This window comes from Fischerella sp. JS2 (genome assembly GCF_032393985.1).
GTDB lineage: Bacteria > Cyanobacteriota > Cyanobacteriia > Cyanobacteriales > Nostocaceae > Fischerella.
Map to the genome: position 1 here is coordinate 1,284,648 of NZ_CP135918.1, position 13,537 is coordinate 1,298,184.

Consider the following 13,537-nt stretch of genomic DNA (forward strand, 5'->3'; position numbering starts at 1 on the left):
ACAAGACAGTCAAAACTATTTATTAACTCTCATTTAACTTTAACCAAAACGCCCAGACACATAATCACGGGTGCGTTCATCAAGTGCTGTAGTAAAAATTTGAGATGTTGCTCCAAATTCAATCATTTGACCAATACGACTTTCATCCGTGCTGAAGAAAGCTGTAAAATCTGAGACACGAGCTGCTTGCTGCATGTTATGGGTAACAATAGCAATTGTTAATTCTCCACGCAAACTATGAATTAATTCTTCTATTTTCATAGTTGCAATTGGATCAAGGGCGGAACAGGGTTCATCCATGAGTAAAACTTTTGGTTTTACTGCTAAAGCGCGAGCTATGCAGAGCCGTTGTTGTTGACCACCTGAAAGTCCTAAAGCTGATTTATGCAACTTATCTTTAACTTCATCCCATAAAGCAGCAGCTTTGATGGCTGATTCAACTATTTCATCTAATTCTGTTTTGGGACACCATCGGGCAATTTTAACACCGTAAGCAACATTTTCATAGATGCTCATAGGAAATAAATTTGGTTTTTGAAATACCATCCCAATTTGACGACGTAATCGATTAATATTCACACGACGATCATATATATTTTGACCAAAAAATTCTAGCTTTCCTTCTACCCGAACTTCCCCTTCTAATTCTGCAATTCGATTTAAAGATTTAATAAAAGTAGATTTTCCACAACCGCTTGGGCCAATAATAGCTGTAATTTGGTTTTGGTAAATATTTATTGATACTCCTTCTAGAGCTTTGGTATTACCATAGTAAAAACTAAGATTTTTGACTGTGATTGCTGGAACTAATTTACTCATATATTAATTAATTTAGTTAAAGAAAATTGTCGCTATTTTTTGGTTAATTATAATTTTTAAGATACTCTATTTTTTCTTTTATTATTAATGAATAATCTTGAAACAATACTAGTGAATAATACCAAAGCTAGTAATACTATACATGCAGTCCAAATTAATTGATTTTTCTCTGGTGATGGATCATTATAAAGATTAAAAATTAATACTGACAGTGATGCTGTTGGACTGAATAAATCCTGTGACCAATCTAGACTAAATAAAGCAGTAAAAAGCAAGGGCGCTGTTTCACCTGCGGCACGGGCTATGGCTAATAATATACCTGTAGTAATACCAGGTATAGCGGCAGCAACTACAATCCGAAAAGTTGTTTGAAAGCGAGTTCCTCCTAAAGCAGCTGATGCTAGACGCTGAGAAACAGGAATGAGTTTTAATGCTTCTTCGGTTGTTAAGATGACAACGGGTAGCATGATTACTGCAAGAGCAAAACCACCAGCGATCGCACTAAATGATTTTGTTAATAAAACTATCACACTATAGGCAAATACACCCACAACAATAGAGGGAACACCAGTCAAAATCGTAGTGATAAAACGCACAAAATTTGCGATCTTTGTTCCTTGACTAAATTCTGCTAAAAATATACCTGTAACTACACCAATAGGAATACTGAGCAGCGCGGCAATGGCTACCATTGTGAAAGTACCAACAATTGCATTGGCAAATCCATTATCAATCACTGATTTGACAAACATTTCTGGTTTCAATCCAGAGATACCCCGCACTATTATTTCCCATAAAACTGATAGCAAAGGTAGTAATGCTAAACCTGTAAAAATAAAGGCGATCGCAGTCATACCATTATTAAATAATAACCGCTTAAATGGTAAAGAAGCTAACAGATCTGGCGCTAAAAATTCATTTTTTTTCATGTGGAGATAGAGGATCAAGGAGTATAAGAGGTATGAGGGGAGTGTGGGGAGGTGGGGAACTCACCGGCCCCCACTCCCCCAAGGGAGGAGCCAGTGCGGTGGACGGGTCCCCCGGCATAAAGAAAGAGGCGTTGGGGATTAGGGGCAATGGGGAGATGGGGAGATGGGGAGTAGTGAACAACCACTAACCACTAACTACTAACGAAATCATTACTTTTTTTTACTACCAACTACCTGTACTAATAACACAGCAGCAATATTTACAGCTAAAGTTAAAGCAAATAAAATTAAAGCTAGATATGTGAGAGAACCAACGTGTAATCCACTTTCGGCTTCAGCAAATTCGTTGGCTAATAATGCAGGAATTGAATAAGCTGGCTCAAGTAAAGAAGTACTAATAATAGAAGAGTTACCGATTACCATTGTTACAGCCATTGTTTCACCCAAGGCTCTCCCTAATGCCAACATTGTTGCACCCACAATTCCAGAAAAACCAGCTGGTAATAATACTCTAAAAATAGTTTCCCAACGTGTACCACCTAATGCCATAGATGCGCTGCGTAATTCTTTTGGTATTACTAGCAATACTTCACGAGAAATTGCTGCCAATGTGGGTAAAATCATGATGGCAAGAATGATACCAGCAGTTAACATATTTAGTCCAGAAGGCTCTATGCTGTTAAAAAGTGGTATCCAATTTAAATTAGCTGCTAGCCATTTTTGGAAGGGTTCAATAAATGGAATAAAAACAAAAATACCCCATAAACCAATAATGACACTAGGGATTGCTGCAATTAATTCAACAACAAATGCTAGAGTTGAGCGCACCCATTCTGGTAGAAAATCTTCACTAGTTACCAAAGATACTGCAAGCCCTACTGGTATCGCTAACAAAATTGCGATCGCACTACTAACAAGAGTTCCATAAATATAAGGTAAAGCACCAAATAGTTGATTAGGTACATCCCAATCTTGACTCCATAAAAATCCTAATCCAAATTTAGCAATTGCCGGATGAGCCTGATTATAAATTACCCAACTCATCCAAAATAATACAAGCACCGTTAAGGCAGCAAAACTATAAACTAGCCAAGTGAAACTTTGGTCTATTCGGTAATGTTTTCCTTCAATAATTGTAATGTCAAGACTTGGATCAAGCACCTTTGGTTGGCTTGGTTCATTTTGATAGGCTGAGCCCGACGAATTTGTCATACCCTAAATTAGATTTTGGATTTTAGATTTTGAATTGGGGATTGTTGTACATGCAGATTCTGTCAATTAATTGTTGCAATCTTTATTTTTAATTGATGTCATTTGTCAAAATTTTTCACTAATGAATGTCGAAGGGCGATCGCTAATCCTACTTTTGCAAGGAGAAATTTGCGATCGCCATTGTGTGGCTGTTAAATTAGCAGCAAATGATCAATTACTTGACATTGCTATTGACTGTATTGATGACATCATTGGCTACGTTAGAAGGAATAGAAGTGTAGTTGAGGTCATCATTGAACTGTTGACCTTTAGTTAGAATCCACTTAACTAAATTTTTGACAGCTTGGGCTTTAGCAGGATCTTTGTAGTTTTTATAGACCATAATCCAAGTCAAACCAACAATAGGATAACCTTGACCTGGATCACCAATAAAAACACGATAGTTGCTGGGGAAACTTACAGAAGATAGAGCAGCGTTTGCAGACTGCAAAGAAGGAGCGACAAATTCTCCTCTTTTATTTTGTACCTGTGCTGATTTGAGGTTGTTTTTATTAGCATATTCATACTCTACATAACCAATAGAGCCTGGAGTACGCTTGACTAAAGCAGCGACACCAGGGTTTCCTTTACCTTTAAGGGCATTTGATAGAGTCCAACTTGGAGATTTACTAGTACCAATTCTGCCTTTGAAATATGGGCTGATGTTGCTTAAGTGATTAGTAAAAATGAAAGTTGTACCACTACCATCAGCACGAACAACAGCTTTAATTGGTAGATTTGGGAGATTAACACCAGGGTTATCTGCCTTAATTTTGGGGTCGTTCCATTTAGTAATTTGACCAGAGAAAATACCTGGTAATGTAGTACGAGATAATTTCAGGTTGTTAACACCAGGAACATTATAAACAACAGAAACTGCACCGCCTGCTGTAGGTACTAAAATTACTCCCTGCTTAACTTTAGCTATTTCAGCATCGGTCATAGCAGCATCACTAGCACCAAAGTCAACAGTCCCAGCAATTGTTTGATTCACGCCACCACCACTACCAATCGCTTGGTAGTTAATTGTCATGTCTGGCATGTCTTTTTTTATTTCACGAGCATATCTCTCATATAGCGGAGCAGGAAAAGTTGCACCTGCGCCATTGAGAGTTAAGGCTTGGGCGATCGCTGCAAAAAATGGCCCAAATGCAACAGCTGCCGTCACTACAGAAGTAGTAACTACACGATTAAAAACGGTGATAGAAAAATTCATATCTCCTCAGATTTAATGACCAATTTCTGCTGAAATTTCAATCTGAAATAAAGCTACATTCTTTGCAGTTAAGAACAGTTTATGATTGATTTAATTAATTGATAAAAAATAGTTAAAATTTTATTTTTTAAATCTTTTTTCAAGAAATAAACAAGTTAATATGTAGCTATAAATAAACAATTTAACTTTTTGGTCAATTTTGATGTCTGGTTTAGCTGCTTACACCTATTTGTCTAAAAAACCCTCTATTGACATTTACCCAAAACAGTTACCTGCATTGCCTCCTGCTATTTTTTAATTCCGTCGAACTCACGTTAAAACTAACAACAAAAGGGAGGTACAAAACCTCCCCTTGTTGTTTTGGGGGTAGAGGTGGAAAAACCCAACCTAATTTTGAGTAGTTGAATTAGAGGGGCGTAACTCAGCTTTGATGTTCTCAGCAATAGAGTTAGCTTCCAAGCGAATCTTATCAGGATCAACCGTGAACATTTTGCGCTTATGCATTAAAACTTGCCCATCTACAATCACGGTATCAACATCCTGAGCATCCGCCGCGTAAACTAGATGTGACATGACATCGTAAAGTGGGATCAAGTGTGGTTCTGTGAGTCGGACTTGAATCACGTCTGCTCGGAGTCCGGGCTTAATCACGCCTATTTTATCTGCCAAGCTGAGTGCTTCTGCACTGCCGAGTGTTGCCATACGCAAAACTGTCTTGGCTGGAACAACAGTAGGATCGAGGGTTGTTCCTTTATGGATAAGGGCAGTAAGGCGGATTGTTTCCCACATATCAAGATCGTTGTTTGATGCGGCTCCATCCGTACCTAAACCAACCTTAACTCCTGCTTTTAGCATCGCCGGAATCGGCGCAAAGCCAGAAGCTAGCTTTAAATTCGAGTCAGGGTTATGGATAACACCAACACCGCGTTTCGCCAGTAAGGCAATTTCACTTTCATTAGGCCATACCATATGTGCAGCAAATACGCGCGGCTCTAAAAAGCCAAGATTTTCCAGGTGTTGGACTGGGGTTGCGTTATATCGTTGTTGGACATCTTTGACTTCTGATTGTGTCTCCGCCACATGAATTGTAAGCGGGACATCGTATTGACGCGCAGCCTCAATCGCCTGTGTGAGATGTTCTGGTGAGACGGTATAGGGAGCATGTGCGGCAATAGCTGGTGTGATACGTGAGTTCTTCCCCTTCCAGCGTTTGACAAAATCCACCGCCGCAGCAAACGCATCATCCCATCCTTGGAAACCAGGACTGGGAAAATCTATGGATGAGGGTGCAATCACTGCGCGCAAGCCACATTCATTAACTACTTCAGCGGCCACATCTGGCTCAAAATACATATCAACAAAAGTCGTTGTTCCACTGCGTATCATCTCCCAGCAAGCAAGCTGCTCACCGACGCGGACAAAATTTTCGTCAACAAACTTCGCTTCTGCTGGGAAGATGTAATTCTGAAGCCAATCCTCCAATGCTAAGTCGTCCGCAAGACCGCGAAAAAGCACCATTGCTGAATGAGAGTGACCGTTGACAAGACCCGGCATTAACACCATATCCTCACCTGGTAATGTCGTGGCAGCTTTGTAAGATGCCATGATCTTGTCTTTTGTGTCTACTGCAACAATTTTGCCATCCATGATCGCGATCGCGCCATTCTGGATGACTGGTTGTGCCTCATTCATAGTAACGACAAAATCCCCACCCACAATCAGTTCTACATTCTGCCTGCCTCGATTGTTGAAGTTATGATTGCTCTGGGCGATGACTATTTGACCAAAAAAGATAAAAAATGCTGTACAAACGAAAAGAACTAATAGCTTATAGTATTTTGGAGATTGGCGTATCACACTATTCTCCTTATCTTTTTTAATTTGTGGTTCTATCATCTGTCTCATTGCTAACCTGCAACTAGACAGATTTTTACCTGATAGTACCTTTTAAGAGATTTTGAACTGCAAATTTCAATCATACTTAACAATACAGGATTATTTTAGGCAGATTTTTCAGTTGGAGCTTCTTCTCATTAAAGATAAATATCAATTCATCGTGAAGATGCACTTATAGTAAGAAAACGAACTACAAAGAACGCATTAGACGCGCTCATAGGCTACTTACCCTTCAGGAACCCTTTCAGTGAACAGAAGCCACTTCATGTCTACCCGCAGGGTAGAATGCAAAGGAATAGAGGTATACTCATTCAATGTAAATTTATAGAGAATTGGTATAAGCAGAATAACTTTAACTATTGTCAAAATACCTGAGTTCAAATTTCAAAAAGCTAATACTATAAAGGGAACAGCCATCATGAACTGAGTACACTAACAACGCATAAAAAATCCTCTTAACCTGTTCCCTATTTCCTATTCCCTATTTGTAATTCAGAGAACAATAAACTATTACTCGTTCTCTATTCCCTATCACATCCCATTCCCAATTAAAATAAATCCTGCCCAGTAGTAGGGATGATCGTAGATACCATCAAGTAATGATAATTGGGCTTTTTGGAGAGCTGCAACTTTGCTGAGTTTATCTTGTTTGAGTGCGGCGTAGAAAGCATTCATCAGTGCTTGTGTACCATCATCGGAAACTTGCCATAGTGAAGCGATCGCAGCTTTTGCACCTGCTTCTTGCATCACATAGCCAAATCCCAAAATCTCTATACCGTCGCCTAACTCTCCTCCCAAACCCGTTTCGCAAGCGCTTAATACCACTAAATCAGCGTTAGAAAGATTCCAAAATCGTAAATCTCGCAAATTCGCTGCTTTACCATCACCAAACAAAATAAAAGATTCATTTGGCGCACCTGGTACAAAAGCAGCATGAGTAGCAAAATGGAGAATGGGGAAATTGCTCATCAGCTTTAAGGTTTCTTGTTCGGTGAATTCTGAGTTAATTAACTTTTCCGAACCAGGAAACGCTGACGTCACATTTTCGACTTCCTTCCCTGCAAAAGGTAATCCACCCAACTTAAAAGTACGCTTACCAACTTTAATATCGTAATTTCCCCGCGTAAAAGCACCTGCTAATATCTTTAAATTCTGAGGACGTTCTTGTAGATCGGTAAGACTAAGAGCAGTAATATTATTTACCCGATAATTTTGCACTAACCACTCTTCACCATCATAAAGCGCTACTAGAGGTATGTAACGTAATTCTCCATCCGGTGCATAAATGATGGTTTTTGTATTCGCTTCTTTCAGAGCAGGTTCAATCGGTCGAATTAACCAGTTGTAAAGTTTTTGTCCTGGTTTTTTCGCATCTTTCGGTGGATTCTCTAAGGCGTTGCGGAATTCCTTAATTGTCCGGTTTAGTTCTTGGCGTTTTACAGCCACAGAACGATGGATTGGGGGTGTATAAGGAGTAACTAACACTAGCTCCAAGCGGTCTTCTAGAATGAGAGGATAAAGTAAAACTGCATTGGTATCTAGTTGCTTAATAAAGTCTTGTAGACGTCTAAGTATTTTAGGATTAAGATTTTCACCACCAGTAGTCCGATTGAGTTCTTGGACATGAGCCATGACTTCTGGACTATCACTAAATGCCAAGAATTCTTTTAAAGTTTCTCTTTGCGCAGCTTCGAGTTCTTGTCTGCGTGTCTCTTGTTGGGGGGTGCGATCTTTTTCAGGAATCTTTTGTAATTCGCTTAGTTCTTTACCCTGTTTGACTACAACAGAAATTTCCTGATTAAATTTATCTACAATCTGCTGTTCTGGTTGCAGATATTCCATGCGTTGTGGTGTTTTGGCTTTATCTCGCACATTATTGAGATAACCATCTAATTCTTGGACTTTGAGCGAGTCCACTGCTGCTTGTGCTTCGACTACACGGTTTTGCTTGAGTAACAAATCAGCGAGATGGCGATAAATGTTTGTGAATCTGTTTGTATCAAACTGCTGAATTGGTTTTTGTGGGGATGGTTTAGAATCAAGTTCCATTTCTTCCAAAGCATTAATCGCTTGCTTGTAAAAAGCGATCGCTAACTCTGGCTTTTGTTGTGCTTCCAAAAGAGAAGCTATTTCGTGAAGAATTTCGACTTGGGCTTGTATATTATCAGTTTCTTTACCCATCACCAAAGCTTGTTGATAAAGTTCCTGGGCTTTGGTATAAACACCAGTTTTATAGTAAATTACACCTATGTGACCAAGAATTTCCATTTCCTCAGTCTTGTTATCAGTTTCTTTGGCAATAGCTAAAGCTTGTTGATCATAATCTAGGGCTTTGGGATAATCGCGCAATTTCTCGTAAGTCTGCCCGATATATTTAAGAGTGGTGGTTTCGTGTTGACGCTGCCCAGTTTCTTTAAAAATAGCTAAAGCCTGTGTAAAATTTGCTAAAGCTTCGTCATACTTACCTCGGTTTAGCTGTTGCAGTCCCTGTTGCTGTAACTGCAAAGCCTCTTTTGGACGGCGTTGTGTTGTTGGTGTCTCTGTTGTCGAAGATTGCGAAGTCGAAAAATCACACGCAACCAGGAAAGTTAGACAAAGTATGATCAGGACAAGACGTTGGAGAAGGTAAAGCATTGTTAAGCTCTCCAAGAAACAGGAGTGCTAATGATTTCTTTAGTTATATACCCTTATTTGGCGAATTTTGAACCAGGATCACAGTGAACAGCTATCAGTTCATCCCCATAAATAAACTTAGGGGATTTTACAAGCAAATCTCTCCATCAATAACATTGAGAAATAGGGGTGCTGATATAAATAATGAATATGATACTGATAACTGGTAACTGTACAGACGCGAGGAACATCGCGTCTCTAACTGATAACTGATAAGCATGTGATTATGAGAATTTTGATAGTTGAAGATGATGATCGCATTGCCAAACCATTAGCCGACTATTTAAAACGCCAACACCATATCGTAGATATAACAGGTGATGGAATTGAGGGTTGGGAATGGTCTCAATCAGGAGTGTACGAGCTAATTTTATTAGATTTAATGCTTCCTAAATTAGATGGCGTCGCTTTATGCAAGCGGTTACGTGCTGCTTCATACAAAACTCTCATCTTAATGCTCACAGCACGAGATACAACAGATGATAAAATTATTGGACTCGATGCTGGTGCTGATGATTATTTGGTCAAACCGTTTGACATCAAAGAGTTAGCAGCACGTATTCGGGCTTTAGCTCGCAGAAGTCAAGAAATTCGTCCACCGATTTTAACCCAAGGTGATTTGCAGTTAGACCCGGCTACTCAACAGGTTACTTATGCAGGAAATATTCTGTCTTTAACTCCTAAAGAGTACATGATTATGGAATATTTTTTGAGAAATCCAAATCAAGTGATTACTCGTTCAGCAATCCTTGATAAACTGTGGGAATTTGATAAGTCCTGTGGAGAAGGAAGTGTCAAAACTCACATTACAAATTTACGAAATAAGCTCAGAGTCGCTGGAAGTTCAGAAGACTTTATTGAAAATATTTATGGTGTTGGTTATCGTCTAGGTCACGGTTGACTTAATAAGAAAAATGTGTTTATAAAAATTCGGTATCGGTTGTTGTTGTCTTACTTACTTGTATTCGCATCACTACTAGGAATATTTGCGATCGCAGTCCGAGTCGTTTTCACTCGCAGTCTGACTAAACAAACGACAGATAAACTCATAGCTATAGGACAAGGTGCAGCGACAAATGTAGAGTTTGAATCAGGTCGCCTGACAATTGAAAGTGACTTTCGTCCGCAAGACTTGATTGTTCGTCAGCAAGCATTACAGTGGTTTGATACTCAAGGACATTTAATTGCTCAACAAGGACAAACTGTCTTAACTTTACCCTTATTGCCAAGCAAAATAGTACAAATTCAAACAGGTAAAGTTCCTATCCAAGGTGTGACTGTACCGATCATTTCTAGCGATCATGGTCAACTAGTTGGCTATGTCAGAGTCAGTCAATCCCTAGAAGAATTTGATCAAACCCTCCAAAAACTCGACTGGGGGTTAGGGGGTGGAATTATTATGACTTTGGTTTTGAGTGGCATCGGAGGAATTTTACTCACACGTCAAGCAATGCAGCCCATTGAGGAGAGTTTTCAAAGGCTCAAACAGTTTACTGCTGATGCTTCCCATGAATTACGCAGTCCATTAATGGCAATCAAAATTAACGCTGATTTGGCATTAGAATATCCAGAAGAAATAGGTCCAAAAGACGTAGAAAAATTTCAGGCGATCGCTAGCGCTACTAACCAAATGACTCGCCTTACTGAAGATTTACTATTCTTGGCACGTAGCGATCAACTTCCGAATCACAATTGGGATACTCTGAATTTAAGGTTTATTCTAGAGAACTTAGTGCTACTTTATAAACCTCAAGCTGAAGCCAAGCGAATTCAGTTGCGATCTCAGTTGACAGAAAATCTTTACCTGAAGGGTGATTCAGTTCAACTGACGCGGCTATTTACTAATTTAATTGAAAACGCTCTTTATTACACACCATCATCCGGCGTCGTTGAAATCAAGACTAGTCGTGTTGGTTCCCAACTTTATGTGAAAGTGCAAGATACAGGTGTAGGAATTGCACCAGATCATATTGACAAAGTTTTTGAACGTTTTTGGCGGGCGGATCAGTCTCGATCTTATTGGGAGGGTGGTTCTGGATTAGGGTTAGCTATTGCCCAAGCAATCGCTCAAAATCATAATGGATTGATTAGTGTCACGAGTCAATTAGGAGTTGGTAGTTGTTTTACAGTTCAACTGTCCATTAGTTCCGAGATTATAAAGTAGAAGTAAAAAGACCTCTGTGACAAATAGTGTATAAACGTACCATGACACGTCTATATAAGGATTTTGGGTAACGCATAATTAAATTCGGTCGATGTCTAAAAGTAAAGACGTAATATCACGTCTGTGCTTCTACATCATTCATCCTCAGACAACCGTTAGTCTTCTATGCTTTAGAGTTGTCAACAAGATACAAACTCCAAGTATAGACACAAGAACTATAGATGAGCCGATAGTACCGTAACCAAGACCACCTTTGGCATGTGGTTTTATCAGAACATCTCCCAGTGTTGCACCAAATGGTCAAGTGAGGACAAACGCAATCCAAAACAACATGACTGAGAAAAGTTGGGTAAAATAATGTGCTACTAACACCAAGGCAAGTAAACTAGCAATTAGGAATGCTCCTCCTGCAAATCCGAGTCCGGGGCTATCGGCGAGAAAATCACCCAAGGCAGTACCCAAAGTATTTGAAAATAGAATTGCAGTCCAATAAAGCAGCTCAACTTTAGGTGTTTTAACGTGAGTAACAGATAAAAACCCAATACTAAATCGCCAGAAAGCAAGAATAGCTAGAACAATGGTAACTAAAATCATAGTTCTCTTAGCGTAGCCAAGCCCTAAAGTGCGATCCATGTAATCTGACATCGTTGTACCAGCCGTAAAGGTTGAAAGGATGACAGTCTAATAAAGTAATGGGTTATAGCTTTTTGAGACCAATTGAGTTACAAGAGTAGCTAAAAACACTCCAATCAATATCGTAGAACTAACTGCATAGCCAACATTTAGCGTCATCGATAAAAGATCACCTGCTGTCTCCCCCAGAGTAGTTGCACATATCTTCATGATCCAGAAGATGCAGTGATTTGTGGAAGTTTGCTCATGATTACTCCTATTTACCGTCGGGCTATGATAATTTATTGGAACTTGCGGCTTCACTGTAGCAAGAAGAAGCCAAGAACTTGGATTGGTCAAAATTGCAGCAATCAAAGTGAACTTGGGGCGATCGCTTACTAATTAGTCTTGTCGGTCAATTGGCTGTAAGGCTGGTTTCTTGGACTTAAGACTTAAGTAAATAACTAGGCTGGCGATTATAGACAGAAAAAGCATACTGGTTCCAACCGTACCATAGCCAAAGCCTCCATTTTTAGTTGGTTGGGATAGTAAATCACCTATTGATGCTCCAAACGGACGAGTCAAGATGTAAGCTAACCAGAATGCTAAAACTCCATTGATTCGGAAGTAATAATAACTAATTGTTATTATCGCAATAGCAGCGCCAAATACTAATGCTGATTGTGCATAACCCAACCCCGAAGCTTCCCCTAAGAGGTCTCCTGTTGAAGTACCCAAAGCAAACGTCAGTAAAATAGCCACCCAGTAGAAAAGCTCTCTTTTAGCTGTGTTGATCGAGTGCATGGCTAATGTCTTTTCGCTTAAATACCAAAACACAAACACTGCCAATAAGACACAACTAAAAACTATGGTAGTTGTTAACAAACTAACTCCAAAATCGTCTACCAATCTATCAGTAATTAATGTACCAACGATACTGATCAAAACAACCACAAGCCAGTAACTCAGTGGAACATACCGCTTAAGCCTAAACTGGTTTAAAAGCGCAATCAGCAACAAGCCGCTCATAATATAAGATGTAACGCTTAAACCCAGATTCAGCGTTATGGAGAGAAAGTCTGCCGCAGTTTCACCTACTGTAGTTGCCAGAATCTTAATCATCCAGAAGTAAATTGTCACCTCTGGAACCCTATTCAACATCTGTTTTCTCCAATACTTAGTTGTAGGTAATGGTTCCTCTACTTTTCATCATCATTAGTTTCGCGATCGCCATCACCAACTTCCTGAACTTGAATGCTACTCTGAGGACGCATGGCTTCATTTTTTTCGTCTTGTTGATTAGCATTCTCAGTGTAGAGAACCTTGCTGTTACCAACATCAACACTAACTTCTTGCTGACCAATTTTTACAGCATAAACTAAGTTACCATTTTCATTTTCCAGTTTAATGCTGTTAGCCTTAGCTCCTACGAATGCTTCAGCCGCCTGCTGTGCTTGTTGTGGTGTAATTTTAGCTAGAGTTTGCAGTTTATTTGCTTCTTGCTGTTCTTGTACATCATCGTTTGTTTCACCGTCGCCATCACTAGCTTCAGCAACTTGGGTTTTGCTGTGATCTTGACGCACAATTCCTACTGAAGATAGTGGTTGTTTTGCTCCCACAACTCGTGCTACTCCAGCAACTCCCAAACTCCCAACAAAAGCTGCGGTCAAAATGATTTTTGTTGAAGTTTTCATACTTTTAAATCCCTTTCATTCTGGATTGGTATTTCCACAATAGGTAATAAAAGTCCAGAAATAGTCAAGATTAGGTAATCAATGCTTTGACCAAACTAAGCTATTAGCCAGAGAATAAATTCTCTGGCTACAGACAAGACAAATGGAAGATTTGAGAAGAACAAACCCCCAATTTGATCTATATAGGAATCCGGTTTGATTATTGAAAAAATTTAAGTGTGTTCTCGCGGAGCGTAACGCACCAAAAACATAGAATGGTGCGTTACGCCAAGAGCTAACGCAC

The 13,537-nt window shown here is 39.4% G+C and carries 13 protein-coding genes and 2 pseudogenes; 4 read left to right on the forward strand and 11 right to left on the reverse strand.

Annotated features, from left to right (window positions below; all coding sequences use genetic code 11):
• Window positions 1-39: 39 nt before the first annotated feature.
• From pstB to pstS, 4 genes are all read right to left on the reverse strand, one after another.
• Complete coding sequence (pstB, locus tag RS893_RS05380) at window positions 40-819, reverse strand: phosphate ABC transporter ATP-binding protein PstB (RefSeq protein ID WP_315790220.1); 780 nt, start codon at window positions 817-819, stop codon at window positions 40-42.
• A gap of 56 nt (window positions 820-875) precedes the next feature.
• Window positions 876-1,748 (reverse strand): phosphate ABC transporter permease PstA, encoded by an 873-nt coding sequence (pstA, locus tag RS893_RS05385; RefSeq protein WP_315790221.1) that lies wholly within the window; start codon window positions 1,746-1,748, stop codon window positions 876-878.
• A 210-nt stretch (window positions 1,749-1,958) separates the two neighbouring features.
• Window positions 1,959-2,960 (reverse strand): phosphate ABC transporter permease subunit PstC, encoded by a 1,002-nt coding sequence (pstC, locus tag RS893_RS05390; RefSeq protein ID WP_315790222.1) that lies wholly within the window; start codon window positions 2,958-2,960, stop codon window positions 1,959-1,961.
• A 214-nt stretch (window positions 2,961-3,174) separates the two neighbouring features.
• Window positions 3,175-4,215, reverse strand: a complete 1,041-nt coding sequence (gene pstS, locus RS893_RS05395) for a phosphate ABC transporter substrate-binding protein PstS (protein WP_315790223.1) — start codon at window positions 4,213-4,215, stop codon at window positions 3,175-3,177.
• 180 nt (window positions 4,216-4,395) lie between these two features.
• On the opposite strand from pstS, the pseudogene RS893_RS30450 reads away from it, so the two are divergent.
• Window positions 4,396-4,513, forward strand: a pseudogene (locus tag RS893_RS30450) (IS982 family transposase); the annotation flags it as partial.
• An 89-nt stretch (window positions 4,514-4,602) separates the two neighbouring features.
• On the opposite strand, the gene RS893_RS05400 reads toward RS893_RS30450, so the two are convergent.
• Window positions 4,603-6,072 (reverse strand): amidohydrolase, encoded by a 1,470-nt coding sequence (locus tag RS893_RS05400; protein WP_315790224.1) that lies wholly within the window; start codon window positions 6,070-6,072, stop codon window positions 4,603-4,605.
• Window positions 6,073-6,642: 570 nt separating this feature from the next.
• Window positions 6,643-8,745 carry a CHAT domain-containing protein gene (locus RS893_RS05405; protein WP_315790225.1) on the reverse strand — a complete coding sequence of 701 codons (2,103 nt, stop codon included), beginning with the start codon at window positions 8,743-8,745 and terminating at the stop codon, window positions 6,643-6,645.
• Between the two features lie 265 nt (window positions 8,746-9,010).
• On the opposite strand from RS893_RS05405, the gene RS893_RS05410 reads away from it, so the two are divergent.
• Window positions 9,011-9,685 (forward strand): response regulator transcription factor, encoded by a 675-nt coding sequence (locus RS893_RS05410; protein WP_315790226.1) that lies wholly within the window; start codon window positions 9,011-9,013, stop codon window positions 9,683-9,685.
• 15 nt (window positions 9,686-9,700) lie between these two features.
• Window positions 9,701-10,948 (forward strand): sensor histidine kinase, encoded by a 1,248-nt coding sequence (locus RS893_RS05415; RefSeq protein WP_315790227.1) that lies wholly within the window; start codon window positions 9,701-9,703, stop codon window positions 10,946-10,948.
• Window positions 10,949-11,092: 144 nt separating this feature from the next.
• Here RS893_RS05415 and RS893_RS30215 read toward each other — a convergent pair.
• The 3 genes and pseudogenes from RS893_RS30215 to RS893_RS30220 all read right to left on the reverse strand — a co-directional run.
• A pseudogene (locus RS893_RS30215) lies at window positions 11,093-11,236 on the reverse strand (hypothetical protein); the annotation flags it as partial.
• 12 nt (window positions 11,237-11,248) lie between these two features.
• A complete protein-coding gene (locus RS893_RS05420; protein WP_315791875.1) occupies window positions 11,249-11,623 on the reverse strand; it encodes a hypothetical protein in 375 nt (124 codons plus the stop codon).
• Between the two features lie 6 nt (window positions 11,624-11,629).
• Window positions 11,630-11,791 carry a hypothetical protein gene (locus RS893_RS30220; RefSeq protein WP_396336453.1) on the reverse strand — a complete coding sequence of 54 codons (162 nt, stop codon included), beginning with the start codon at window positions 11,789-11,791 and terminating at the stop codon, window positions 11,630-11,632.
• Window positions 11,792-11,827: 36 nt separating this feature from the next.
• Between RS893_RS30220 and RS893_RS05425 the strand changes: the two genes are divergently transcribed.
• Window positions 11,828-11,962 (forward strand): hypothetical protein, encoded by a 135-nt coding sequence (locus RS893_RS05425; RefSeq protein WP_315790228.1) that lies wholly within the window; start codon window positions 11,828-11,830, stop codon window positions 11,960-11,962.
• Here the strand turns inward: RS893_RS05425 and RS893_RS05430 are convergent, their stop codons facing one another.
• Together RS893_RS05430 and RS893_RS05435 are read right to left on the reverse strand one after the other, a co-directional pair.
• On the reverse strand, window positions 11,963-12,721 hold the full coding sequence (locus RS893_RS05430; protein ID WP_315790229.1) for a hypothetical protein: 759 nt from the start codon (window positions 12,719-12,721) through the stop codon (window positions 11,963-11,965). It lies immediately after the preceding gene.
• Between the two features lie 38 nt (window positions 12,722-12,759).
• On the reverse strand, window positions 12,760-13,254 hold the full coding sequence (locus tag RS893_RS05435) for a PepSY domain-containing protein (protein ID WP_315790230.1): 495 nt from the start codon (window positions 13,252-13,254) through the stop codon (window positions 12,760-12,762).
• Between the last annotated feature and the right edge of the window lie 283 nt (window positions 13,255-13,537).